This is a genomic window from Peribacillus sp. CSMR9 (assembly GCF_033141925.1).
GTDB classification, from domain to species: domain Bacteria; phylum Bacillota; class Bacilli; order Bacillales; family DSM-1321; genus Peribacillus; species Peribacillus simplex_A.
In genome coordinates this window covers 1-24452 of record NZ_JAOPHO010000022.1, presented here as the reverse complement: position 1 = coordinate 24452, position 24452 = coordinate 1, and the positions used below count along the sequence as shown (strand labels likewise).

General features: G+C 41.4%; 26 protein-coding genes and 1 pseudogene. All 27 read left to right on the top strand.

Features of this window, described 5'->3' with window-relative positions:
* Positions 1-59: 59 nt before the first annotated feature.
* Positions 60-665, top strand: a complete 606-nt coding sequence (locus tag N9I19_RS12285) for a thymidine kinase (RefSeq protein WP_061465730.1) — start codon at positions 60-62, stop codon at positions 663-665.
* 232 nt (positions 666-897) lie between these two features.
* Complete coding sequence (locus tag N9I19_RS12280; protein ID WP_317777938.1) at positions 898-1353, top strand: hypothetical protein; 456 nt, start codon at positions 898-900, stop codon at positions 1351-1353.
* A gap of 159 nt (positions 1354-1512) precedes the next feature.
* Positions 1513-2583, top strand: a complete 1071-nt coding sequence (gene prfA, locus N9I19_RS12275; protein WP_061465726.1) for a peptide chain release factor 1 — start codon at positions 1513-1515, stop codon at positions 2581-2583.
* Positions 2576-3445, top strand: a complete 870-nt coding sequence (prmC, locus tag N9I19_RS12270; RefSeq protein ID WP_284149547.1) for a peptide chain release factor N(5)-glutamine methyltransferase — start codon at positions 2576-2578, stop codon at positions 3443-3445. Before prfA ends, prmC begins: the two co-directional genes overlap by 8 nt.
* 273 nt (positions 3446-3718) lie before the next feature.
* Positions 3719-4603 (top strand): stage II sporulation protein R, encoded by an 885-nt coding sequence (spoIIR, locus tag N9I19_RS12265; RefSeq protein ID WP_317777937.1) that lies wholly within the window; start codon positions 3719-3721, stop codon positions 4601-4603.
* Between the two features lie 262 nt (positions 4604-4865).
* Complete coding sequence (locus N9I19_RS12260) at positions 4866-5915, top strand: L-threonylcarbamoyladenylate synthase (protein WP_317777936.1); 1050 nt, start codon at positions 4866-4868, stop codon at positions 5913-5915.
* 75 nt (positions 5916-5990) lie between these two features.
* A complete protein-coding gene (locus N9I19_RS12255; RefSeq protein WP_317777935.1) occupies positions 5991-6557 on the top strand; it encodes a manganese efflux pump MntP in 567 nt (188 codons plus the stop codon).
* Positions 6558-6703: 146 nt separating this feature from the next.
* Positions 6704-7147, top strand: coding sequence for a low molecular weight protein arginine phosphatase (locus N9I19_RS12250; protein ID WP_317777934.1), 444 nt, complete (start codon positions 6704-6706; stop codon positions 7145-7147).
* A gap of 22 nt (positions 7148-7169) precedes the next feature.
* Positions 7170-8459, top strand: coding sequence for a methyl-accepting chemotaxis protein (locus N9I19_RS12245; RefSeq protein ID WP_317777933.1), 1290 nt, complete (start codon positions 7170-7172; stop codon positions 8457-8459).
* A gap of 129 nt (positions 8460-8588) precedes the next feature.
* Complete coding sequence (gene rpiB, locus N9I19_RS12240) at positions 8589-9035, top strand: ribose 5-phosphate isomerase B (RefSeq protein WP_061465717.1); 447 nt, start codon at positions 8589-8591, stop codon at positions 9033-9035.
* Between the two features lie 82 nt (positions 9036-9117).
* The gene (locus N9I19_RS12235; protein ID WP_089362025.1) at positions 9118-9714 is read left to right on the top strand and encodes a TIGR01440 family protein; all 597 of its coding nucleotides are present in this window, start codon (positions 9118-9120) and stop codon (positions 9712-9714) included.
* A gap of 369 nt (positions 9715-10083) precedes the next feature.
* Positions 10084-11325, top strand: a complete 1242-nt coding sequence (locus tag N9I19_RS12230; RefSeq protein WP_089362024.1) for a serine hydroxymethyltransferase — start codon at positions 10084-10086, stop codon at positions 11323-11325.
* A 234-nt stretch (positions 11326-11559) separates the two neighbouring features.
* Positions 11560-12189, top strand: coding sequence for a uracil phosphoribosyltransferase (upp, locus tag N9I19_RS12225; protein ID WP_034315825.1), 630 nt, complete (start codon positions 11560-11562; stop codon positions 12187-12189).
* Positions 12190-12211: 22 nt separating this feature from the next.
* Positions 12212-13354, top strand: a complete 1143-nt coding sequence (gene wecB, locus N9I19_RS12220; protein WP_317777932.1) for a non-hydrolyzing UDP-N-acetylglucosamine 2-epimerase — start codon at positions 12212-12214, stop codon at positions 13352-13354.
* Positions 13355-13438: 84 nt separating this feature from the next.
* Positions 13439-15667 carry a S8 family serine peptidase gene (locus N9I19_RS12215; protein WP_317777931.1) on the top strand — a complete coding sequence of 743 codons (2229 nt, stop codon included), beginning with the start codon at positions 13439-13441 and terminating at the stop codon, positions 15665-15667.
* A 286-nt stretch (positions 15668-15953) separates the two neighbouring features.
* Positions 15954-16325, top strand: a complete 372-nt coding sequence (locus N9I19_RS12210; protein WP_061465708.1) for an ATP synthase subunit I — start codon at positions 15954-15956, stop codon at positions 16323-16325.
* A gap of 19 nt (positions 16326-16344) precedes the next feature.
* Complete coding sequence (atpB, locus tag N9I19_RS12205; protein WP_061465706.1) at positions 16345-17061, top strand: F0F1 ATP synthase subunit A; 717 nt, start codon at positions 16345-16347, stop codon at positions 17059-17061.
* 72 nt (positions 17062-17133) lie between these two features.
* Complete coding sequence (gene atpE, locus N9I19_RS12200) at positions 17134-17358, top strand: F0F1 ATP synthase subunit C (RefSeq protein ID WP_061141280.1); 225 nt, start codon at positions 17134-17136, stop codon at positions 17356-17358.
* Positions 17359-17508: 150 nt separating this feature from the next.
* Complete coding sequence (atpF, locus tag N9I19_RS12195) at positions 17509-18027, top strand: F0F1 ATP synthase subunit B (RefSeq protein WP_317777930.1); 519 nt, start codon at positions 17509-17511, stop codon at positions 18025-18027.
* Positions 18024-18560 carry a F0F1 ATP synthase subunit delta gene (locus tag N9I19_RS12190; protein ID WP_061465701.1) on the top strand — a complete coding sequence of 179 codons (537 nt, stop codon included), beginning with the start codon at positions 18024-18026 and terminating at the stop codon, positions 18558-18560. Before atpF ends, N9I19_RS12190 begins: the two co-directional genes overlap by 4 nt.
* Positions 18561-18584: 24 nt before the next feature.
* The gene (gene atpA / locus N9I19_RS12185; RefSeq protein ID WP_061465699.1) at positions 18585-20093 is read left to right on the top strand and encodes a F0F1 ATP synthase subunit alpha; all 1509 of its coding nucleotides are present in this window, start codon (positions 18585-18587) and stop codon (positions 20091-20093) included.
* A gap of 37 nt (positions 20094-20130) precedes the next feature.
* On the top strand, positions 20131-20991 hold the full coding sequence (locus N9I19_RS12180; protein ID WP_089362020.1) for a F0F1 ATP synthase subunit gamma: 861 nt from the start codon (positions 20131-20133) through the stop codon (positions 20989-20991).
* 88 nt (positions 20992-21079) lie between these two features.
* Positions 21080-22477, top strand: coding sequence for a F0F1 ATP synthase subunit beta (gene atpD / locus N9I19_RS12175; protein WP_317777929.1), 1398 nt, complete (start codon positions 21080-21082; stop codon positions 22475-22477).
* A gap of 25 nt (positions 22478-22502) precedes the next feature.
* Positions 22503-22904, top strand: a complete 402-nt coding sequence (locus N9I19_RS12170; protein ID WP_061465694.1) for a F0F1 ATP synthase subunit epsilon — start codon at positions 22503-22505, stop codon at positions 22902-22904.
* 369 nt (positions 22905-23273) lie between these two features.
* Positions 23274-23648, top strand: coding sequence for an NADH-quinone oxidoreductase subunit A (locus tag N9I19_RS12165; RefSeq protein WP_061465692.1), 375 nt, complete (start codon positions 23274-23276; stop codon positions 23646-23648).
* A 26-nt stretch (positions 23649-23674) separates the two neighbouring features.
* Entirely contained in the window at positions 23675-24151 is a 477-nt protein-coding gene (locus N9I19_RS12160) for a NuoB/complex I 20 kDa subunit family protein (RefSeq protein WP_176431826.1), read from the top strand.
* A pseudogene (locus tag N9I19_RS12155) lies at positions 24152-24452 on the top strand (NADH-quinone oxidoreductase subunit C); the annotation flags it as partial. It lies immediately after the preceding gene.

Here is a 24452-nt window from a genome sequence, read left to right as displayed (position 1 = left end):
GCCGGGTCCACTTCAATTATGGCTAAGGGATCGACAGGTGGAAGGGAGTAGCTGTTTCCATGTATGTAATGAAACAAACAGGCTGGATTGAGCTTATTTGCGGAAGCATGTTTTCAGGTAAATCTGAGGAATTGATTAAACGAGTCAGCCGTGCTCAATTTGCTAAAGAGCAAATAGCTGTATTTAAACCGGCTATAGATAATCGCTATGCGGAAGAGGCTGTCGTATCGCACAATGGCTCTTCTGTGATGGCAAAACCGATTGCCCATTCAACTGATATTTTTAAGCATTTGGACAAGCCCCTGGATATCATTGCTATAGATGAAGTGCAATTTTTTGATCATGAAATTATCGGGGTTGCCCAGCATCTTGCGGACAGCGGTTATCGAGTAATTATGGCTGGACTCGATCAAGACTTCAGAGGTGAACCATTCGGTCCTATGCCTGTTCTATTGTCGCTAGCAGAATCAGTGACTAAGCTGCAGGCTGTGTGTGAAGTGTGCGGTTCACCTGCGAGCAGGACACAGCGATTGATAGATGGGGCGCCGGCCTCCTATGATGAGCCGATCATCCTTGTGGGTGCATCTGAATCATACGAGCCCCGCTGCCGCCATCATCACGAAGTTCCAGGTAAGCAGGCTGTCGGGATTAAAGAACATATTTGAATGATGGTGCCCTAGGATCGATTGAGATCTTAGGGTGCTTTTTTATGAAGAAATGGTTAAGAAATTGAGTTTATTCTGAAAGCGGATAAGCCATGTTGAAAAAACTTTCTAAAGGCATTCAGGTGGTAAGACCAATACATGGAAGGGAAATAAAAGATAAATATTGCCCCATTTTGGGAAGGCTAACTTAGGAAATGTCCTTGTTTAGCTAGTCAAAATGGAGGGAAAAAATATGAAATCAATACTGGTTTTTATGATGGCCTTTTTTCTTGCTGCACTAACAGCATGCGGTCAAAATGACAATGCAATAAATAATGATTCGGAATATGGCGATCAATCCCGGGATGGAAAAGATTTTGTTGGCAAAGGTTTAAAACGTATGTCTAATAATGATTGGGACAATGAAACGGAACGGCCATCGGATCAAGTCCTAAACACTCCGCATCAAACATCGAATAATTCCCCTTCCATGGGGCAGGAAATTGATAAAATCCGAGAGGTCGTTAAGTCGAAAACTAATTATGAAGCGGGCAACGTGTGGTTAAATGGCAATACCATACATGTTACGGTCCATGATAAAGGCGAAATCAAGACGGAAGAGAAAAGAAATAAGGAAAAGCGGCGAATTCAAGACATGATAACCAGGGTTGTGCCCCAATATAAAATAGATGTTAAGTTAAAGAAATAACCACAATTTTGAATCCTCTTTGACGTTGATTATTCACCTATACTATAATTAACCTAGAAGTGAACTGAGCTGGGGCACTGAACTACTTATTTATAGTTAGAAAAGATGGATTACTTCCAATTCGTTTCAGATGTTTTGGAAAATTATGAGGTGAATAATTTGTTTGATCGATTGCAAGCAGTAGAAGATAGATATGAAAGATTGAATGAACTATTAAGTGACCCGGAGATCATTAATGACAATAAGAAGCTAAGGGAATATTCTAAGGAGCAATCCAGTATTCAAGAGACCGCATCGACTTATAAAGAATATAAAGCGGTTCGTGAGCAACTTCAGGAAGCTAAGGCTATGCTGGAGGACAAACTTGATGCGGATATGCGTGAAATGGTAAAAGAAGAGATCAATGAACTCGAAGAGACCATACAAGGCCTTGAGGATAAACTGAAAATATTGCTCATTCCGAAAGACCCTAACGATGATAAGAACGTAATCATGGAGATCCGCGGAGCGGCAGGCGGAGATGAAGCGGCTTTATTTGCAGGTAGCTTATACCGAATGTATAGCCGTTTTGCAGAGGTGCAGGGTTGGCGGACTGAAGTCATTGAAGCAAGTCCTACCGGGCTTGGAGGCTACAAGGAAATCATATTCATGATTAATGGCAATGGCGCTTATTCAAAATTGAAATTCGAAAATGGAGCCCATCGGGTTCAGCGAGTGCCTGAAACTGAATCAGGTGGACGGATTCATACATCTACAGCAACGGTTGCCGTTTTACCCGAAGCTGAGGAAGTGGAAGTCGAGATCCATGATAAGGATGTTCGTGTCGATACCTTTGCATCAAGCGGTCCTGGAGGGCAAAGTGTCAATACGACCATGTCAGCGGTGCGATTGACTCATATTCCGACTAATACGGTCGTATCCTGTCAAGATGAAAAATCACAAATCAAGAACAAAGAAAAAGCGATGAAGGTTTTGCGTGCCAGGGTGTATGATAAAATCCATCGCGAAGTGCAGGCGGAATATGATCAAAATAGGAAGCTTGCTGTTGGTACGGGCGATCGTTCCGAAAGGATTCGCACGTATAACTTCCCGCAAAACCGCGTTACTGACCACCGCATTGGTTTAACGATTCAAAAGCTGGATCAAATCATGGAAGGTAAACTGGATGATGTCGTGGATGCTTTAATCATGGAAGACCAATCTTCAAGGCTGGAAAATGCAGATGAATAATTCTGGCCTGAAAGTGTTTGAAGCCCTTAAGTGGGCTTCTTCTTTTTTAAAGGAAAATGATCGTGACGCCAATGCAGGGGAAATCCTGTTACAGCATTTATTAAAACAAACTCGCTCCCAGCTACTAGCCAACCTTCATGATGAGCTTAGTGAAGATGATTTTGGACAATTTAAGGCAGCTATTGAGCTTCACGCTGATGGAACACCCATCCAATATATAATAGGCAGTGAAGAATTTTATGGACGGACCTTCTTTGTAAATGAGGAAGTGCTGATACCGAGACCTGAAACAGAAGAATTGATTTATTATACATTACGTAAACTCCCGGCCATTTTTATGGAGGGACAGAAGCTCCGATTAGCGGATATTGGGACGGGCAGCGGTGCTATCGCCATTACGATGAAACTTGAAAAAACAAGCTTGTTGGTGATGGCCACGGACATAGCAGATCCTTCACTTGAAGTAGCGAGGGAAAATGCCGAATCACTTGGTGCCGAAGTGCAGTTCATGCAGGGTGATTTGCTTCAGCCTTTCATTAACACGAACCAGAAGGTGGACATCCTTTTATCGAATCCGCCATATATACCAAATGATGATCAAAAATCCATGTCTGTAGTCGTAACAGGCCATGAACCACATCGTGCATTATTTGCTGGTGTCGACGGGCTGGATTTTTACCGCCGTTTTATGGAACAGTTACCTCTAATCATGAAGGTGCCTGGACTGATCGGTTTTGAAGTGGGTACTGGACAGGGTCAGGCGGTTGCCGATTTATTGAAGCGAACCTTTCCCGCCGCAGAAGTATCCATTGTAAATGACATTAACGAAAAAGATAGAATGGTCTTTGCCGTATTAAAATAATTCGTCTCTTCTTTGGGACGGAAAGCGAGTGCCCTGCGTTCCAATCAACGTTCTAATAGTGCAAACCCTCAAAAAACAGTGTGCAAAAAAATCAATAAAATATCGAGTTGGTCTACAGTCTGGATCCGTCTCTACTTAGAGGCGGTTTTTTTATAATCTCCCCCCTCACTATCCAATTGGAATCTATATTTCCAACTATCAACTTTTTTGATTTTTACTAGTTTAAGATAGCTGGAAAATGGTGAGACTAATTCATGTGAGGGGGCGAAGGCGATGAAAACTAAACATTTAGCCATTATTTATCTATTAATCTTAACTATAGGAACGATCGTAAGTATATATATGCCTAAAGCGGAAATGGTCGGTGCAGAGGAAACGATGGTGATCCCGGATGAGGCGATTCGTCTGCGGATACTTGCTAATAGTGATACAGAAGAGGATCAATCGGTTAAGCGGCTGATTAGGGACGAGGTAAATAAAGATATCACAAAGTGGGTCGAGGAGCTTACTTCTTTGGATGACGCGAGGGATGTGATCACCTCACATCTACCGGATATCCAGGCCACGGCTGAGGCGGTTATAAAGGAACATGGTTTGGAACAGTCAGTAAAAGTAGATTTTGGACAAGCGGAATTTCCAACAAAACTTTACGGGCAGTATTTATATCCGGCAGGGGATTATGAAGCTGTGATCATTACACTGGGTGAAGGGGAAGGGGCTAATTGGTGGTGTGTGTTATTTCCTCCATTATGTTTCTTGGATTTTTCAAATGGGACGGCTGTAAGTCAAAGTCCGATTGTCGAGGATGAAGAGAAAGAATCCGTAACTTCGGGAGGGAAGGCTTATGCTGCAACGAATGAAGCGAAAGAACCTGTTCAAGAGGAAGAAGTTGAAGAAAAGGTAAAAGATGAAAGTGTAAAAGAGGAAGTACCGGAAGAAACGGTAAAGGTTATCGAGCCAGAGGTAGAAGGAGAAGTGACAGAAGTAAAGGGGAACGAGGAAGTAACGGAGGAAGTCATTGATGGGAATGTTAAGGAAAACAAAGAGAAGCAGCTTGCGGCATCCAATGAACAGGGTCAACAATTATATGAAGGTGAAAAGGAGCCTGAGGTAGAAGTGAAGTCCTTATTTGCAGAAATCTTCAATGAGCTTTTTTAAGATCAGATAATTTAAAAAACATATCCACAGGGTTATTAACAAAAAATCAAAAAAGTCTGTCATTAATCTTTAATATCCACAAACTTATCCACGGATTCGATATAGTTATCCCCAATTTGTGGATAACACTTGAATTATGTGTATACTTCTTTTATACTTTCAAAGTATCTTTTAAGTAAAATTAGTAAGATATGTTGAAAATATCGTTCATATAAAAGCAATCATATAAAATAAGAAATGTTAAAAGGCGATGGTGTTAAAAATGAAAACGAAAGTTTGGTCAGTGGATAAAAATGTGGATAATTTACAAAGTTATCCCCAGATTACACAATCAGCTGAATTATTAATGGCTAATCAAGTGGTTGCCTTTCCTACAGAGACCGTTTATGGACTGGGCGCGAATGCCAAAAGTGACGAGGCGGTCAAAAAAGTGTTTGAAGCAAAAGGGCGTCCGAGTGATAATCCTTTAATCGTTCATATAGCCTCAGATGACCAGTTGTCAGGTATTGTAGAAGAGATTCCGGTAAAGGCACGGAAGCTAATGGCGGAATTTTGGCCGGGTCCTTTGACTTTGATCATGAAACGAAAACCGGGCCAGCTATCAACCCTTGTGACAGCTGGATTGGACACGGTGGCTGTCAGGATGCCAGATCATCAGGTTGCCCTCAGTCTTATTCGTGCGAGTGATTTGCCCATTGCGGCTCCAAGTGCAAATACTTCAGGAAAACCAAGCCCCACCTCAGCCAAACATGTTGAAGATGACTTGATGGGCCGGATTGCAGGCATTGTCGATGGCGGTACTACGGGTGTGGGCGTAGAATCCACAGTACTGGATTGCACTGTGGAAGTCCCTGTTATTTTAAGGCCTGGTGGGGTGACCTTGGAACAGTTGGAAGCGGTAATAGGAGAAGTTAGGCAAGATGTCGCTTTGAAGAATCAGGAAACGGCGCCAAAAGCTCCGGGCATGAAATATACCCACTATGCTCCAAAAGCCCCTCTATTTTTAGTCAAGGGTAATCAATCTTTCCTTCAGAGGCTTGTGAATGAAAAAAGAAATGACGGGTTAAAGGTAGGCATCATAACGGCTTTAGAACATCAACAGGATTATAATGCGGATTATGTGGTTGCCCCAGGTTCTTTATCGGATTTACATACAGTTGCGACAGGCTTATATGATACTTTACGACAATTTGATGAGCTGGAGGTCGATATCATTTTCAGTGAAATGTTTCCTGACTGCGGTATCGGGGCTGCTGTCATGAACCGGCTTGAGAAGGCGGCAGGTCATCAAATCATCGAGGAACATGTGTAACAAGGACTGAATTATTCTTCTATTTCTTTTAGGACATGCATAACATGTAATAGGCACGTCCGAGGGAGGATTGGAATGAATACATTTGCTGGGGAAATCATCACCTTATTGCTCATGGCATTCGCGTTGGGAATGGATGCCTTTTCCGTCGGCCTAGGAATGGGAATGTTTAAGCTAAGGTTGAGGCAAGTATTTTTTATAGGGCTGATAGTAGGTGTTTTTCATATTTGGATGCCCTTGCTTGGTATGGGGGCAGGTCGTTTCATTTCAGAAAAATTCGGGACCTTTGCTACATACGCCGGAGGTCTCTTGTTGATCATTCTTGGTATACAGATGTTCATCCCGGGTAAAAAGGGTGAAGCTGATGCCAGGGGAATTAAGATGCTGGCTCCTGTCGGGAAAGGCTTATTCATTTTTGCTTTAGGGGTAAGCCTGGATAGCTTCTCAGTAGGATTAACCCTGGGGATTTACGGTGCGAAAACGATTATAACCATTCTTTGTTTTGGGTTGGCTGCCACTCTGTTAACGTGGGGAGGGCTATTACTGGGTAGAAAAATACAGGGGGTGCTCGGAGTTTATAGTGAGATTCTTGGCGGAAGCATCCTGTGTGCGTTTGGATTAAAATTATTGTTCTCTTTTTAAATCCACTTGACCTCATACCTTTCCTTCCTCAACTGTTCCGATTATCGGGACGGTTTTTATTTTTCTCATGACATAAAGAGAGTGTTTATTTTTTTGCCTATATAGAACGGGCGATAGCTTATAATGAATAAAAAGGAGGCGTTAATATGATCCGAGTATTATTTGTATGTACAGGTAACACATGCAGAAGCCCCATGGCAGAAGCGATATTAAAAAATAAGCATATTGCAGGTGTTGAAGTGAAGTCCGCTGGTGTTTATGCTTCAGTGGGCCAGGATGCTTCCATGCATGCTAAAAATGTATTGGTTGAGAATGACATAGTGCATAATCATCATTCAACGCCTTTATCCGAGAAGGAAATGGAGTGGGCGACTCATATTTTCACCATGACGGAAGGGCATAAAGCGGTCATTATCCGTACATATCCTAAGATGATCGATAAGACTTTTACTTTAAAAGAATTCGTTATTGACGATAAATATGATAGAGACATAATAGATCCGTTTGGCGGTTCTGAAGGCATCTATCGGGAAACCTTCAGGGAGCTGCAGGAATTAATAGAAGAATTAGTCATAAGGCTGAAAGAGTAAACAGTCTACAGGGGTGAGCGGTATGGAGGAAAGAACACATTATAAGTTTGGCTTGCGAAAAAAATTGGTTATCTTCACTACAGTCCTTGCTCTGATCACCTATTCAACCTCGGCATTTTTTATTTTCGTGATCCATCCAATGTTTTTTGAAAAAACGAGTTCGCTAAGTTTTAGTGTAGGGACGCTTTTATTAGGCATATTGTGGTCGGGGATTCTTTCGTTTTTTGCTTCTGGTCTTATTACTAAACCACTAAAAAGACTAGAAAAAGCCGTATTAAGTGCTGCTGATGGAAGTATAAACGAAGAAGTGGTGTTATCGAAGACGGATGATGAAATCCGTTCATTAGGCACTGCTTTCAATCATATGCTTTCTAACCTTAAGGACATGGTTCGGAATATTGAAGAGAATTTCCGTGAGACCAACAAAAAGGTCCTCCATATCTCTCAAGAATCTTCAAAAGCATCCGAACAGGCAGATAATATAGCAAGAACCATAGAGGAAATCTCAAAAGGGGCGGATACATCTGCCGCTTCCATCATGAATACTGCTGAATCCATTGATGATGTCGTCATGATTGCCAAAAAGGTTCAAAGCAAAGCACAGGAATCCGTTGGACTATCCAGTGATATGGCTACAGAACTTGTTCAGAGCAAAGCGGTAGTCAATTCCTTGGTTCATGGCATTAAACAATTGGCTAAAGAAAATCAAAAGTCGCTGAAAACAGTCAATCGTTTAGAGGAAAATGCAAAAAAGGTGGAGCAAATCATCGAACTTGTCGGCGAGATTGCGGCACAGACGAACCTGCTGGCATTGAATGCTTCCATTGAAGCTGCACGGGCAGGAGAACATGGAAAAGGGTTCGCAGTTGTAGCCGAAGAAGTCCGGTTGTTAGCTGATCAGAGTGCAAAAGCTGTTCAGGGCATTTCGAACCTGGTTCAAAATATTCAAGTTGAGGTCCAGGCAGTTGTGAAACAAATCGGCGATCAGGTCATATCGGCAAATGAAGAAGCCCAAAAAGGGACAAATACGGATATAGCCATAGAAGGAATGACAAAAACGGTACATAATGTGGTCGTTGCAGTAAAAGATATTACTGAGCTTGTTGACCGTCAAATGGAAAGTGTAGAAGCAACATCTAGGCAGTCCCAAGAGGTGGCTGCCATTGCAGAAGAAACATCTGCTGGAGCGGAAGAAGTAACAGCTACGACGAGCGAACAAGCAATAGTCATGGAAAACGTCAAAAAATCGGCGATGGACCTTAAAGTGCAAGCGGAAAAGTTGAACGGGACCATTACACGCTTTAACACTTGACATTTTTCAGCAGGAAACCTTAGTTGGTTTCCTGCTTCTTTACGGGAGGAAAAAGGTTGGCCGTCCTTTATCTTTTCATAATTTTGTGACACAATAAAATCAAATAAAAAAGCAAGGGGAGGATTTTTGATGAAAGTTGCGATTGCTTCGGATCATGGTGGCATACATATCCGTGAAGAAATAAAGAATTTAATGAATGAATTACAGATTCCATTTGAGGACTTTGGCTGTGAATGCAGTACGTCAGTGGATTATCCGGATTATGCATTGCCGGTTGCAGAAAAAGTTGCAAAGGGTGAGTTCGATCGGGGGATTTTAATCTGTGGTACTGGAATTGGAATGAGCATTGCGGCTAATAAGGTCAAAGGGATCCGTTGTGCATTGGTTCATGATGTGTATAGTGCAAAGTTGACCCGTCAGCATAATGATACCAATATGTTAGCTATGGGGGAACGTGTCATTGGTCCGGGTCTTGCCAGGGAAATTGCACAAACATGGCTGACTTCGGAATTCGAAGGCGGACGTCATCAAAACAGGATTGGTAAGATAGCGGAGTATGAAGGTAAACACAGCTAATCGTTAAGGTTCTGGAAAAGAATTTAGAGAGTCCACTCTTTTCTTCCAATAGCAAGTTTTCTTATTGAAAGGATGCGTTTTCATGACAAGTGATGCTATATTTTCGAATGAGCTTGAGATATGGGAAAATCAGTTTCGGAAACTATTACATGAGTTTCAAGAACAGGCAGCTTTAAAAGAAAACCAGCTACTGGTAATCGGCTGCAGTACAAGTGAAGTGATCGGAAAACGAATCGGTACGGAAGGGACACTCGACGTTGCGGGGATGGTTTATTCCGTAGTGAGGGATTTTCAAGAAAAAACGGGTATTCAGGTTGCATATCAATGTTGTGAGCATCTAAATAGGGCCCTGGTTTTGAAAAGGGAAACCGCAGTGCGAAACGATTATGAAGAAGTTTCGGTTGTGCCGGTAAGAACAGCTGGGGGATCGATGGCAACGTTCGCTTATCAACAATGGAAGGATGCTGTCGTCGTTGAGCATATTAAAGCGGAAGCGGGGATAGACATTGGGGATACCTTCATTGGCATGCATTTAAAGCATGTGGCGGTTCCAGTTCGATCTTCCATTAAAGAAATAGGACATGCACATGTGACCATGGCAAAAACCCGCCCGAAACTAATAGGCGGGGAACGGGCCGTTTATCAGGACCTCATTGAAAACAAGAGTTGTACTTTATAGGTAAAGTTAGACAGCATTTCTCGGGTGGGGAATGCTGTTTTTCGTATAGAATGAAAGCGAAAGTGTAAAGCTTAAGATAATGTTCACAAAAAATCCTTAAATTTTTAGTGCCAATAAAATGGTTTTTTCGCTGATTGAATATAGGGTAAAAGAGCTATTTAACTTAATTTAACTGTTAAATACGAACATTTTTTAATGAAAAAACATCTAATGTTCGATAAAATTAGACTATCACTTCTAAATTAGACATGTTAAAATGGAGTAGAATTTTCTAATAATTATTGGTAAGGCTTTTTCATGTCTTTTAGAAGGCATGTTGCACATAAATACTAAAAAGCGAATCACGCACAATTTGGGAGGAATTACGGAATGAATCGTTTAGCAAAGCAAGATGAGCAAGTGTTTAACGCTATTCAACTGGAATTAGGGCGTCAAAGAAGTAAGATTGAGCTTATTGCTTCTGAGAACTTCGTAAGTGAAGCTGTTATGGAAGCGCAAGGGTCGGTCTTAACTAATAAGTATGCAGAAGGGTACCCTGGAAAACGTTACTATGGCGGATGTGAGTATGTTGACATCGTTGAAGATCTAGCACGTGAGCGTGCAAAAGAAATTTTCGGCGGGGAGTATGTAAACGTACAGCCTCACTCTGGAGCTCAAGCTAATATGGCCGTTTACTTTACAGTACTTCAAACTGGCGACACAGTGCTTGGGATGAACCTTTCGCATGGCGGCCACTTAACACATGGAAGTCCAGTTAACTTCAGTGGTGTTAACTACAACTTTGTTGAATATGGTGTAGACGAACAAGATAACCGTATTGATTACAATGATGTATTGGAAAAAGCGCGTCAGCACAAACCGAAATTGATCGTAGCTGGTGCAAGTGCATATCCACGTGAAATTGATTTCAAGCGATTCCGTGAAATTGCAGATGAAGTTGGAGCTTATTTAATGGTCGATATGGCGCATATCGCAGGTTTAGTTGCAGCAGGATTGCATCAAAGCCCGATTCCATATGCAGACTTTGTAACGACAACTACTCACAAAACACTTCGCGGACCACGCGGGGGAATGATCATCTGTAAAGAAGAATTCGGTAAGAAAATTGATAAATCCATCTTCCCTGGTATTCAAGGTGGGCCATTGATGCATGTGATATCCGCTAAGGCTGTTGCATTCGGCGAAGCGCTTCAAGATGATTTTAAAGTGTATGCACAACAAATCATCGATAATGCTAAACGCTTGGGCGAAGGTTTGAAGAAAGAAGGATTCACCCTTGTTTCTGATGGAACGGACAATCACTTGATTCTTCTTGATGTACGCTCTACAGGATTAACAGGAAAAATCGCAGAACATGTTTTGGATGAAATCGGTATTACAGTTAACAAAAATGCGATTCCTTATGATCCGGAAAAACCATTCGTTACAAGTGGTATTCGTATTGGGACTGCTGCAGTGACATCACGTGGCTTCGGGTTGGAAGACATGGATGAAATAGCTTCAATCATCGGACTTGTTTTGAAAAATAATGAAGACGAAGCTAAACTTGAAGAAGCAAAACAGCGCGTTGAATCATTAACGAGCAAATTTGAATTATATCCTTCAATGTAATATCGGAGCCGCTCCCTTTTAAAGGGAGCGGTTTTTTTGTACTCTAAAGAAGGTGAGTATATTAGAATAGTCCGAATAGTGGAAATAGGTCTGACATCTAAACCTTTATTGAAGATTGAAACATTTTTCTGTAAAATAGGTTGAAGTGAATTTTAAAATACGAAAATTTTTCTAATCGATTAGGAAAATCATAAAAGAGCGCAAAAATAAGCAATGGAATTGGAGAGATGCTGAATGGGAAAAGTTTATGTTTTCGATCACCCGTTAATTCAACACAAATTAGCCTATATACGTGATATAAATACAGGAACAAAAGAATTCCGCGAACTAGTGGACGAAGTTGCATCATTGATGGCATTTGAAATTACAAGGGATATGCCACTGGAAGAGGTAGAAATCCAAACACCTGTAAGCACAGCGAAAGTGAAAATGCTTTCTGGTAAAAAAGTGGGGATCGTCCCGATTTTACGTGCAGGCATAGGGATGGTGGACGGAATCATTAAACTGATTCCAGCTGCAAAGGTCGGGCATGTTGGACTTTACCGTGATCCTGAAACATTGAAACCAGTTGAATATTATGCGAAAATGCCAAGTGATTTGGCAGAAAGAGAATGCATTGTCGTTGACCCGATGTTAGCAACTGGCGGTTCAGCCATCGAAGCGATCCATTCCATTAAAAAGCGCGGTGCAGTCAATATTAAATTCATGTGTTTGATCGCAGCGCCAGAGGGTGTAGAAGCACTAAAAGAAGCCCATCCTGATGTTGATATTTATATTGCGGGACTTGACGAAAAACTGAATGAACATGGTTATATCGTTCCGGGTCTTGGAGATGCAGGAGATCGTTTATTCGGCACAAAATAAGAAAGAAACTGAGGTGTCACGAATGAACAAACCGATTAAGGTCATGACAATTTTCGGGACGAGACCAGAAGCTGTCAAAATGGCTCCCTTAGTACTCGAATTTCAAAAACACCCAGAATATTTCAAGCCGATCGTTGCTGTTACGGCCCAGCATCGCCAAATGTTAGATCAAGTTCTCGAATTATTTTCCATTCAGCCGGATTATGACTTGAACATAATGAAGGAAAGGCAAACGCTTGCTGACATTACAACAAGAGCATTAAATGGTCTGGATTCCGTAATGAAGGAAGCTAAACCCGATATTGTTCTTGTCCACGGTGATACAACCACAACGTTTGTCGCAAGTCTGGCTGCTTTTTATAATCAAATCGTCATTGGGCATGTAGAAGCGGGGCTGCGTACATGGAATAAGTATTCCCCTTATCCGGAAGAGATGAATCGGCAGCTTACCGGTACGATGGCGGATTTGCATTTTGCGCCGACTTCAAAAGCGGAGGAGAATCTGCTGAACGAAAACAAGAAAGACAATATCTTCGTGACGGGAAATACCGCAACAGATGCTTTAAAAACGACTGTGCGGTCCACATATTCCCATCCGGTTTTAAATGGACTTGGAGAAGATAGGCTCATTTTACTTACCGCCCATCGCAGAGAAAATCTGGGGGAACCCATGAGGAATATCTTTAGGGCCGTCAAGAGAATCATTGCTGAGCATGAGGACGTTCAAGTGGTTTATCCAGTCCATTTGAATCCTCTTGTTCAAGAATTAGCAAACGAAATTCTCGGGGACGATCCACGGGTTCATTTAATCGAGCCGCTGGATGTATTGGATTTCCATAACTTCGCTTCAAGAGCTTATCTGATTTTGACCGATTCTGGAGGAATCCAAGAAGAGGCACCGTCACTAGGTGTACCTGTTCTTGTTTTGAGGGATACGACTGAACGCCCAGAGGGAATTGCAGCTGGAACCTTAAGGTTGTCGGGTACTGATGAACAAACCATATTCAATATGGCACATGAATTGCTCACCAATCGAGGGGAACACGAAAAAATGTCCAAGGCTTCAAATCCATATGGGGATGGAAATGCTTCGGTCCGTATTGCTGAAGCCATCCGATACTATTTTAAGCAAATAAATATACCGCCAACTAGATTTGATTCATAAAAAAGGAAAAGCCACGTGGCTTTTCCTTTTTTATTTGCATACTCCAAGGTTGTTGAGAAAAGATAACTGCTAAGGGGGGTGCTTATGTTGGGAAAGAAAACGTTCATAGTGTTTGTTTTCGTTTTTATATGTATTTATTCAAATGAAAAGGGATTGGCGTCCGTCACTCTGCCGCCTTTACCAAAAATATCTGAAGCTAAGGAAGTAACGGTAGTTGTCACTTTGGATAGGGAACTTCAGCAAAAAAAGATCAGTAAACTGATTGAAAAATATCCTTCCCTTCAATTGCGGAATGTTTATTCGGTTGCCCTGAATGGTTTTTCTTTACATGGGAAACTGAATGAAATAGAACAACTCAAAAAGGAGAATGAAATTCAGACTGTAACGGAAGTATCCATGTATCATGCCGTGTTGGATAAAAGTGTGCCATACATAGGAGGAGGCAGGGTGAGGGGGTTCTTCGATAAGGAGAATCATCGAATCACCGGGAAAGGGGTAAAAGTAGGAATTATCGATACTGGAATTGATTATACACACCCAGATTTAGACCGTGCTTACAAAGGAGGGAAGGATCTAGTTGATGGTGATGAGGACCCGATGGAAACCAAAAATCAAGGTGATCTGGATACACTACATGGAACTCATGTGGCAGGTATCGTTGCGGCCAATGGAAAAATGAAAGGAGTCGCGCCAGAAGCGGAGATATATGCATATCGGGCTTTGGGACCAGGTGGTGCAGGAGATACAGAGCAAGTCTTGACTGCTATTGAGTCGGCCATGAAGGATAATGTGGATGTATTGAACCTCTCTCTGGGGAATAACGTCAATGGCCCTGATTTACCTATTTCTCTTGCTTTGAATAAGGTTGTGGAAAGCGGGATCGTTGCCGTGACATCAAACGGGAATTCCGGTCCGGCTGTTTGGACCGTCGGATCACCCGGAACAGCAGAAAAAGCGATTTCCGTTGGGGCATCGACTCCCCCCTTAAGGGTTCCATATATGGTTTACGGACTTGGCTCGAAAAAGTATCAATCTCACTTAACCTTGTTTCAAGGCTCCAAAAAGTGGAACCTGACATTTTCTGAGGATGTCATATATGGGGGATTGGGAAATGAAAGAGACCTGAAGCATGTTCAGGATAAGATTGTGTTGTTGGAGCGAGGCACACTTACTTTTCAGCAAAAAGTATCCAATGCGGAAAAGGCAGGTGCAAAAGGGGTAATTGTTTATAATAATACGAGCGGGACCTTTACTGGAACCTTGGAAAAAGAAATGAATATACCAGCTGCTTCTATTAATAGAAGAGATGGGTTGCAACTTAAGCAAGTTATGGAGCAAGATCACAGTAAAACCGTTCAATTTGTTTATAAGAATGAACAAGATAGGCTCGCTGATTTTAGCTCTAGGGGACCGGTAACCGTATCATGGGAAATAAAGCCTGACGTATTGGCACCAGGAGTGGAAATTGAAAGCACCATTCCTAAAGGATATATGTCCCTGGATGGAACAAGTATGTCCGCGCCGCATGTTGCAGGAGCATGCGCTTTAATCCTGCAAAAACACCCGGAATGGACTCCTGATCAAGTGAAATCTGCGTTGATGAGTACTTCCAAGCCATTGAGGAAATCTGGAAAACAATTGTATCATACATACGAACAGGGGGCTGGACGCATCCAGATCGACGAGGCTCTAAAAGCGGACACGCTCTTGAATCCAAGTTCATTGTCATTCGGGATGTATACAAAAAAAGATGGAATTGAAGAGCATCATGAAACGATAGTCATTGAAAATACCGGAAAGAACGTGATGAAGTACTCTTTTATGGTCCCATTAAAAGAGACGGGACTCACTTGGGAATTGCCGAAATCCCTTACTTTGAATCCAAAGGAAAAGAAAACGATTAAAGTGGGACTGCAGGTCAACCCAGCCAAGCTGAGGAAAGGAGTCTTTGATGGATACCTTATTATAATGGAAGGAACCAAAAGAATATCCCTTCCTTATTTATATGTAAAAGAAGAACCTGATTATCCAAGGGTAATGGGTTTTGATTTTGGCCAAGGAGACCAGAAAGGCACATATCGATACGAAATGTACCTTCCCCGGGGGGCTGATGAATTCGGGGTTGCCCTATATGAAGAAGATAGCTTGAAATTCGTGGGATATTTGGATTGGTCGAGACCGGCACCTTCCGGTTTGATCAAAAAAGAAGTGTTGAAAAAGAACTTGCCGCCTAAAGGAGTGTATAAAGCAATAATCTTTGCCAGGAAGGGCGGAAGGGAAGATCGGATAGAAAAGACGTTACTTATTGAGTGAACACGGGACAATAAGTAAAATAAAACGCTTGTCAATAGTATAAAAAAGATAATTTGTGAACAATTCGTTAATAATTACAAACCTGTGACAAATTTCACTAACCACTCATTGACAATGATTCTTGCCTATTGTATGCTAACAAAGGATATAGAATGAGAGGGGTTTCATACGTAAATAACGTGTCAAAAAGAAGTTTATTATTGACTTTTTAATTGGACTTGTTACGGGAAACTTCACCTAGCTAACCACAGATTCTACAATATTTCTAGGGAGATTACATGACAAAATGCTAGAATTGGAAAAAATGTTCAATAGGCAACTAAAATACATGTTGTATTTAATGGGTATTTATGTACTTGGTGTGGGATTCACTCCATATGATTCAGTCTTCCAAGGATTATTGCTTGGTACTGCCTTCAGCCTATTTATATTCTGGTCAATGGTCAAAAAAAACAAAAAGTTCTCTCAAGAGGTTGCGGAAGGTAAGAAAACGCGCTCCCTTGGTAGTTTAACTAGAATGTCTGTAGCGGGTTTAGCTGCAATTATTGCATTGAGATATCCATATGAGTTTCAAGTGGTCTGTGTGGTTGTGGGATTAATGACAGTTTATTTTGTCATTATGATAGATTATTTTATGCAAAACATACGTAGGAAGTAAAGAAGAGAGGTGAATACTGTTGAATCATGAAGCTCCTATGTGGGAATTTATGGAGACTGGAATATATTTCAATTTGGCTAATGTGCTTATGATGACTATCGCAAGTCTCATTGTCTTCATAATTGCTGTTACAGCAACTCGTAAACTTGCGATGAAGCCAACAGGAATCCAAAACTTTATCGAATGGGTCATGGATTTTGTGAAAAACATCATAAACAGCAATATGGATTGGCGTACTGGTGGTCAGTTCCTAATGTTGGGAATGACATTAATTTTGTACGTATTTGTTTCAAATATGTTAGGATTGCCGTTCTCGATTGTAATAGGACATGAACTTTGGTGGAAATCACCTACATCTGATCCGGCAATAACTCTAACCTTGGCAGTTATGGTAATGGGATTAACTCATTATTATGGTATCAAGATGAGAGGTATGAAAAATTATGCCAAAACTTATGTCCAACCAATGGGTTTCTTGTTTCCGTTAAAGATTATTGAAGAGCTTTCCAATACGTTAACCCTTGGATTGCGGCTTTACGGAAATATTTATGCAGGTGAGTTACTTCTAACCTTACTGGCTGGTTTAGGAACAAGTAGCGCTTTAGGTGCAGTTACTGCTTTTATTCCAATGATGGCTTGGGAAGGATTTAGTGTCTTTGTTGGCTCGATTCAAGCATTTATTTTTACTATGTTAACGATGGTTTATCTTTCCCATAAAGTAAGTGACGACCATTAATTATAAAATTGTTCATTTCGAACATTATATTGATGAAAAAAATAAAACAACATTTCAAGGAGGAAATTTATCATGACAGGTTCTTTAGGTCTTATAGCTGCTGCTATCGCAGTTGGATTAGGTGCACTTGGTGCGGGTATTGGTAATGGTCTTATCGTTGGGCGTACAATTGAAGGAATGGCTCGTCAGCCAGAAGCTCGTGGTATGCTTCAAACTACAATGTTCGTCGGTATTGCGTTAGTTGAGGCACTACCAATCATCGCGGTAGTTATCGCGTTTATTGTTTTAGGTAAATAAGATAACTTGAAAAAGTTCAATAATGGCGAAGATGATCCAAGGAGACCCTTCGCCATTGCTCTGTGTTAAAGTGAACATTTATGGCACTGATAGTGTCAATTGAAAATACAGAACTTCAATAGTGAATCTCATGAAGGGAGTGAACCGAGCGTGTTAACAAGCAATTTTGTTCTTGGTCAAGCAACCCACTTTAATGGTGGGGATATCATATACCAGCTTTTAATCTTTATCATTTTGTTAGCGTTGCTTAAGAAGTTTGCATGGGGTCCGCTAATGGGCATCATGAAAGAACGTGAAGAGCATGTTGCAAATGAAATTGAAGCAGCTGAAGTTAGTAGAAAAGAAGCACTGAAGTATTTAGAAGAACAGCGTGAAATCGTAAAACAATCTCGTACTGAAGCGGGACAACTTATAGAGAATGCTAAGCAACAAGGCGAAGCACAACGTGAAGATATTATCAATCAAGCGCGTGCAGAGGCTGAACGTGTTAAAGAATCAGCAAAACGTGAAATCGTTCAAGAGAGAGAAAAAGCAGTTGCCGCCTTACGTGAGCAAGTAGCTTCTCTATCTGTCATGATCGCATCTAAGGTGATTGAGAAAGAACTTTCATCAGCTGATCAAGAAAAACTAATAAACGAATATATTCAAGAGGCAGGAGAAGGTAAATGAGCGATATAACTGTAGCAGGACGTTATGCTGTAGCTCTTTTCCAAATTGCGAAAGAGCAAAATCTCATTAACCAACTTGAAGAAGAGCTTCGCATAGTGAATGAAGTTTTTACAAAAGATAAAGAGCTTTTAGGTTTTTTGGCTCATCCTAAAATGACAAGCGGTGCAAAACGCGAAGTGTTGGCAAATGCATTTACAGGTCTATCATCTTCCGTTCAAAACACTTTAATGTTAATGGTGGAGCGTCATCGTACAGATGAAGTGACTGCTATGGCACAAGAGTTCATTGAACTTGCGAATGAAGAAAATTCAGTTGCGGATGCGACTGTATATACAGTTAATCCTTTAACTGAAGCTGAAGCAAAAGCTGTGTCTTCAGCTTTCGCTGCAAAAATCGGCAAACGGAATTTACGGATTACTAATATTACGGATAGCAATATCATTGGCGGCATCAAACTTCAAATCGGTAACCGCATTTATGACGGTACGATTAGCGGTAAGTTAGATCGCCTTAGCAAACAACTATTAGGTTAATATTCACAGATAGGGGTGAAATTCATGAGCATCAAAGCTGAAGAAATCAGTGCGCTGATTAAAAAGCAGATTGAAAACTATCAGTCGGAAATTAAAGTAAGCGATGTAGGTACGGTTATCACTGTTGGTGATGGTATCGCACGCGTTCATGGTTTAGATAATGCAATGTCTGGGGAGCTCTTAGAATTTTCCAATGGTTCAATGGGATTAGCACAAAACCTTGAGCAAAATAACGTGGGTGTTGTTATTCTTGGACCATTCAGAGACATTCAAGAAGGCAGTGAAGTTCGCCGTACTGGCAGAATCATGGAAGTGCCAGTTGGAGAAGAATTAATCGGACGTGTCGTGAATCCGCTTGGACAACCATTAGATGGTCTTGGCCCGATCGCTACGACAAAAACTCGTCCAATCGAAAGCCCTGCAACAGGTGTAATGGACCGTAAATCTGTTCATGAACCTTTACAAACAGGTATTAAAGCAATCGATGCATTAGTTCCAATCGGTCGTGGGCAACGTGAGTTAATCATTGGTGACCGTCAAACTGGTAAAACATCAGTTGCGATCGATACAATCCTTAACCAAGCTGACCAAGATATGATCTGTATCTATGTTGCTATCGGTCAAAAAGAATCAACGGTTCGTGGAACAGTTGAAACACTACGTAAAAATGGTGCATTGGATTACACAATCGTTGTATCTGCATCAGCTTCCCAACCGGCACCACTTTTATACCTAGCTCCATATGCTGGTGTGACTATGGGTGAAGAGTTCATGTTCGCTGGCAAGCACGTTCTTGTGGTTTATGATGATCTTTCTAAACAAGCATCTGCATACCGTGAACTTTCCTTGCTACTTCGTCGTCCTCCAGGCCGTGAAGCATTCCCAGGGGATGTATTCTACTTGCACTCCCGTTTACTTGAGCGTGCAGCAAAATTGAATGACACTTTAGGTGCCGGTTCAATCACTGCGCTTCCATTTGTTGAAACACAAGCTGGAGACATCTCTGCTTACATTCCAACAAACGTTATTTCCATCACTGATGGACAAATCTTCTTGCAATCCGATTTGTTCTTCTCAGGTGTACGTCCTGCGATTAACGCTGGTCTTTCCGTATCACGTGTTGGTGGATCTGCACAAATTAAAGCGATGAAAAAAGTTGCTGGTACATTACGTCTTGACTTGGCTTCATACCGTGAATTGGAAGCATTCGCTCAATTCGGTTCTGATCTTGATGCTGCAACACAAGCAAAACTTAACCGTGGTGCTCGTACAGTTGAAGTACTTAAGCAAGATCTAAACAAACCGATCAAAGTTGAAAAACAAGTCATGATTTTCTATGCATTGACGAAAGGTCATTTAGATGATATTCCTGTATCGGATATCCTTCGTTTTGAAGAAGAATACTATGTGTTCCTAGATCGTTCTCATCCAGAATTATTAGATCACATTCGCACAACTAAAGGTCTTCCTGAAGACGCTGCTATCGTTGCTGCAATTAACGAATTCAAAAAGAACTTCGTTATTTCCGAATAATAAGGTCTAACTAATTTATAAAGGGTGGTGAGAATGAATGGCCTCTTTACGCGATATTAAGTCTCGGATTACTTCAACGAAAAAGACGAGTCAAATTACAAAAGCGATGCAGATGGTATCTGCTTCTAAAATGAACCGTGCAGAAGCTAATGCTAAAGCATATGTTCCATATATGGAGAAAATTCAAGAAGTGGTTTCTAGTATTGCGAACGGAAGCACGGATGCATCTCATCCAATGCTTACTTCACGTCCAGTTAAGAAAACCGGTTACTTGGTAATCACATCTGACCGTGGATTGGCTGGGGCTTACAATAGTAGTATCCTTCGCCACGTTCATAAAACTATTCTTGAACGCCATAAATCCAATGATGAGTTCGTCATTATCGCAATCGGAAGGGTTGGCCGTGATTTCTTTGTCAGCCGTAACATGCACGTAGAGCTTGAGGTAACTGGGATTCCTGATCAGCCGTCTTTCGCTGACATCAGCGCCCTTGCTAAATCTACAGTGAATTTATATCTGAATGAACTGTGTGATGAGCTTTATATGTACTATAACCATTATGTCAGTCCAATCCAGCAGGATGTAACGGAAAAGCAAGTCCTTCCGTTAGCTGACTTCAATACTTCCAATGCTACATTGACTTCTTATGAATTTGAACCGAATGCAGAAGAAATTCTTGAGGTATTATTACCTCAGTACGCAGAAAGTTTGATTTATGGTGCTTTGTTAGATGGTAAAGCAAGTGAGCACTCTGCACGTATGACTGCAATGAAAAATGCAACCGATAATGCAAAAGAATTGATCGATTCACTTTCATTACAATATAACCGTGCACGTCAGGCAGCTATTACTCAAGAAATTACAGAGATTGTCGGCGGTGCAGCAGCTTTAGAATAAAATCATTAAAGGGGACGGTCGGCCCGGACGAAGCTTGGCCGTTCCATAAACTCGATAGTCGTTATAAGCAACGTTAGGAGGGAAAACGATGAATATAGGACGCGTTACTCAAGTTATGGGTCCGGTTGTTGACGTGAAATTCGAAGACGGACAACTTCCTAAGATCTATAACGCGTTAAGAATCGAAAATACAGCGTCTGGTACAGGACTAACTCTTGAAGTAGCCCTTCAACTAGGTGATAATACAGTTCGTACTGTAGCAATGTCTTCCACTGATGGTTTAACCCGTGGTGCAGAGACTGTTGATACAGGAGCTCCAATTTCCGTTCCTGTAGGTGAAGTTACTCTAGGTCGTGTTTTCAACGTATTAGGGGAAAACATTGACTTATTTGAACCACTTACAGCAGAGGTGCGTCGTGATCCAATTCACAGACAAGCACCAACATTCGAAGAATTATCAACATCCGTTGAAATTCTTGAAACGGGTATTAAAGTAGTAGATTTACTTGCACCTTACATCAAAGGTGGTAAAATCGGTCTTTTCGGTGGTGCCGGTGTTGGTAAAACTGTACTTATCCAAGAACTTATTAATAACATCGCACAAGAGCACGGCGGTATCTCGGTATTCGCTGGTGTAGGTGAGCGTACTCGTGAAGGTAATGACCTATTCTACGAGATGACTGATTCTGGTGTTATTAAGAAAACAGCGATGGTATTCGGACACATGAACGAGCCACCAGGCGCACGTATGCGTGTAGCTCTAAGCGGTTTGACAATGGCTGTATATTTCCGTGATGAACAAGGACAAGACGTTCTTTTCTTCATCGATAACATTTTCCGTTTCACACAAGCAGGTTCTGAGGTTTCTGCCCTACTAGGCCGTATGCCTTCAGCGGTAGGTTACCAACCAACGCTTGCTACAGAAATGGGTCAATTACAAGAACGTATCACTTCAACTAATAAAGGTTCAGTTACATCCATTCAAGCGATCTATGTACCTGCCGATGACTATACGGATCCGGCTCCAGCTACAACTTTCGCTCACTTAGATGCAACAACAAACCTTGAGCGTAAACTTTCTGAGATGGGTATTTACCCTGCAGTTGATCCATTGGCGTCATCTTCTCGTGCTCTTAGCCCAGAAATCGTTGGAGCTGAGCACTATAAAGTGGCTCGTCAAGTGCAATCGACTTTACAGAAGTATAAAGAATTACAAGATATCATTGCCATCTTGGGTATGGACGAATTAAGCGAAGACGAAAAAGTAATCGTTGCCCGTGCTCGTAGAATTCAAAACTTCTTGTCACAAAACTTCCACGTGGCTGAACAATTCACTGGTCAAAAAGGATCTTATGTACCAGTTAAAGAAACAGTCCAAGGATTCAAAGATATCCTAGCTGGAAAATATGACGAACTTCCTGAAGATGCTTTCCGTCTAGTTGGCCGCATCGAAGAAGTTATTGCTAAAGCAAAAGAAATGGCTTAATTAAAGGGACCTAGGAGGGAATGAAATGAAGACCATTAAAGTCAATGTTGTTACTCCCGATGGCCCAGTATATGATGCAGAAGTTGAAATGGTAAGCACTAAAGCTAAAAGCGGTGAGCTGGGAATTATGGCTGGACACATTCCAACTGTAGCCCCACTTACCATTGGTGCTGTCCGTCTTAAAAATGGAAGCAACACAGACTATGTAGCTGTAAATGGTGGCTTCTTAGAAGTTCGCCCTGATGTGGTAACCATTTTAGCTCAATCTGCTGAAAGAGCTGAAACTATCGATCTTGCACGTGCTCAAGAAGCAAAAGCTCGTGCTGAACAAAGATTGCAGAACAATGATGGATCAAATGATGCCAAAAGAGCTGATTTAGCGCTTAAACGTGCCATCAACCGGATCCAAATTGCAGAAATGCGATAACTTTAAATGATGAAAACATCTGATTGAACCATTCGTGGTAAAATCAGGTGTTTTTTTATTTACCCAAATGGTTTTGAGGATTTTTGTCATTGAACGTCGTAATTAGGAAAAAACTGTTGAACATTCGACAAAAAAATCGAATTATAGAATATAGTTTTTTACCATATTAATCCTTACGATCGTCGACATTAGATTGTCTTGATGATATAATGTATACGCTTACATTAATTGCTTCATACCCCTCCTTGTCACTTTGCTTCTAAAAGAATGTTACCCTGCATAATATTTAAAAATGGTATCCAACAAAAAAGAAGACAAGCAAATTTTTAATGCACATTTATCATGATTTATCCATAAAGGGAGATGAACATGGGACAGCTGCATATTTACCAAAATAATTATTTAATTGTATTTGTTTTTCTTTGTCTTGGGATTCTATTACCTGTAATCGCATTATTTCTTGGTAGACTGCTAAGACCTTATAAACCTACAGATATGAAGCATACGACTTATGAAAGTGGAATCGAGCCTTTTCATGATTCAAGGGTTCAATTCAATGTCAGGTATTATCTATTCGGATTGATGTTCGTCATATTTGACGTAGAAACGGTTTTTCTCTATCCATGGGCGGTTGCCTACGATGAACTCGGGCTGTTTGCGCTGATTGAAATGCTATTTTTTGTCCTTATCCTTATGCTAGGGCTAATCTACGCTTGGAAAAAGAAGGTGTTAAAGTGGAATTGAAGTTAGATGAACTTACCGCTAAAGAAATGGAAGAAATGCGTCACAGTATTTTTTTATCCACACTTGAACAAATAAAAGGATGGGCTAGAAGTAACTCGCTCTGGCCAATGACTTTCGGTTTAGCTTGCTGTGCAATTGAAATGATGGGTGTAGGTTCCTCTCATTATGATTTGGACCGTTTTGGTTCATTTTTTCGGACATCACCGAGACAATCGGATGTCATGATTGTCTCAGGAACGGTAACGAAAAAAATGGCTCCAATAATAAGTAGATTATACGACCAAATGCCAGAACCGAAATGGGTCATTGCAATGGGATCCTGTGCAACTGCGGGAGGGCCCTATGTGAACTCATACTCTGTGGTCAAAGGAGTAGATCAAATTGTACCTGTTGATGTATATATACCGGGGTGTCCCCCAAACCCAGCTGCACTTATTTATGGAATCAATAAATTAAAAGAAAAAATCCGTTACGAGGCAAAAACCGGAAAGCGGGTGATATAGATGAGTGAGAAGGAAGACTTAGTGAAACAAAAGGCAGCGGCAGCGGCCAAGGCGAAGGCTGTAGCGTTAGCCCGAAAACAGGCGAAAGGGGAAGCGGCAGAAAAGCCGGAAGGCGAAATGGATATAGCGAAGCAAAAGGCGGCGGCAGCAGCCAAGGCGAAGGCTGCAGCAATGGCTCGGAAAAAGGCGAAAGCTGAAAGTGCAGAAAAGCCGGAAGGCGAAACGGATATAGCGAAGCAAAAGGCGGCGGCAGCAGCCAAGGCGAAGGCTGCAGCAATGGCTCGGAAAAAGGCGAAAGCTG

Bases quoted from the DNA above. Each gene is read 5' to 3' on its own strand.
- N9I19_RS12235 (WP_089362025.1), top strand. From the start codon at position 9,118: ATGACAAGTGATGCTATATTTTCGAATGAGCTTGAGATATGGGAAAAT.
- upp (WP_034315825.1), top strand. From the start codon at position 11,560: ATGGGAAAAGTTTATGTTTTCGATCACCCGTTAATTCAACACAAATTA.
- N9I19_RS12190 (WP_061465701.1), top strand. From the start codon at position 18,024: ATGAGCGATATAACTGTAGCAGGACGTTATGCTGTAGCTCTTTTCCAA.
- N9I19_RS12230 (WP_089362024.1), top strand. From the start codon at position 10,084: ATGAATCGTTTAGCAAAGCAAGATGAGCAAGTGTTTAACGCTATTCAA.
- N9I19_RS12280 (WP_317777938.1), top strand. From the start codon at position 898: ATGAAATCAATACTGGTTTTTATGATGGCCTTTTTTCTTGCTGCACTA.
- atpA (WP_061465699.1), top strand. From the start codon at position 18,585: ATGAGCATCAAAGCTGAAGAAATCAGTGCGCTGATTAAAAAGCAGATT.
- prmC (WP_284149547.1), top strand. From the start codon at position 2,576: ATGAATAATTCTGGCCTGAAAGTGTTTGAAGCCCTTAAGTGGGCTTCT.
- wecB (WP_317777932.1), top strand. From the start codon at position 12,212: ATGAACAAACCGATTAAGGTCATGACAATTTTCGGGACGAGACCAGAA.
- N9I19_RS12260 (WP_317777936.1), top strand. From the start codon at position 4,866: ATGAAAACGAAAGTTTGGTCAGTGGATAAAAATGTGGATAATTTACAA.
- spoIIR (WP_317777937.1), top strand. From the start codon at position 3,719: ATGAAAACTAAACATTTAGCCATTATTTATCTATTAATCTTAACTATA.
- N9I19_RS12250 (WP_317777934.1), top strand. From the start codon at position 6,704: ATGATCCGAGTATTATTTGTATGTACAGGTAACACATGCAGAAGCCCC.
- N9I19_RS12245 (WP_317777933.1), top strand. From the start codon at position 7,170: ATGGAGGAAAGAACACATTATAAGTTTGGCTTGCGAAAAAAATTGGTT.
- atpE (WP_061141280.1), top strand. From the start codon at position 17,134: ATGACAGGTTCTTTAGGTCTTATAGCTGCTGCTATCGCAGTTGGATTA.
- N9I19_RS12210 (WP_061465708.1), top strand. From the start codon at position 15,954: ATGCTAGAATTGGAAAAAATGTTCAATAGGCAACTAAAATACATGTTG.
- N9I19_RS12215 (WP_317777931.1), top strand. From the start codon at position 13,439: ATGTTGGGAAAGAAAACGTTCATAGTGTTTGTTTTCGTTTTTATATGT.
- N9I19_RS12170 (WP_061465694.1), top strand. From the start codon at position 22,503: ATGAAGACCATTAAAGTCAATGTTGTTACTCCCGATGGCCCAGTATAT.
- N9I19_RS12165 (WP_061465692.1), top strand. From the start codon at position 23,274: ATGGGACAGCTGCATATTTACCAAAATAATTATTTAATTGTATTTGTT.
- N9I19_RS12285 (WP_061465730.1), top strand. From the start codon at position 60: ATGTATGTAATGAAACAAACAGGCTGGATTGAGCTTATTTGCGGAAGC.
- N9I19_RS12180 (WP_089362020.1), top strand. From the start codon at position 20,131: ATGGCCTCTTTACGCGATATTAAGTCTCGGATTACTTCAACGAAAAAG.
- N9I19_RS12255 (WP_317777935.1), top strand. From the start codon at position 5,991: ATGAATACATTTGCTGGGGAAATCATCACCTTATTGCTCATGGCATTC.
- atpD (WP_317777929.1), top strand. From the start codon at position 21,080: ATGAATATAGGACGCGTTACTCAAGTTATGGGTCCGGTTGTTGACGTG.
- N9I19_RS12160 (WP_176431826.1), top strand. From the start codon at position 23,675: ATGGAAGAAATGCGTCACAGTATTTTTTTATCCACACTTGAACAAATA.
- rpiB (WP_061465717.1), top strand. From the start codon at position 8,589: ATGAAAGTTGCGATTGCTTCGGATCATGGTGGCATACATATCCGTGAA.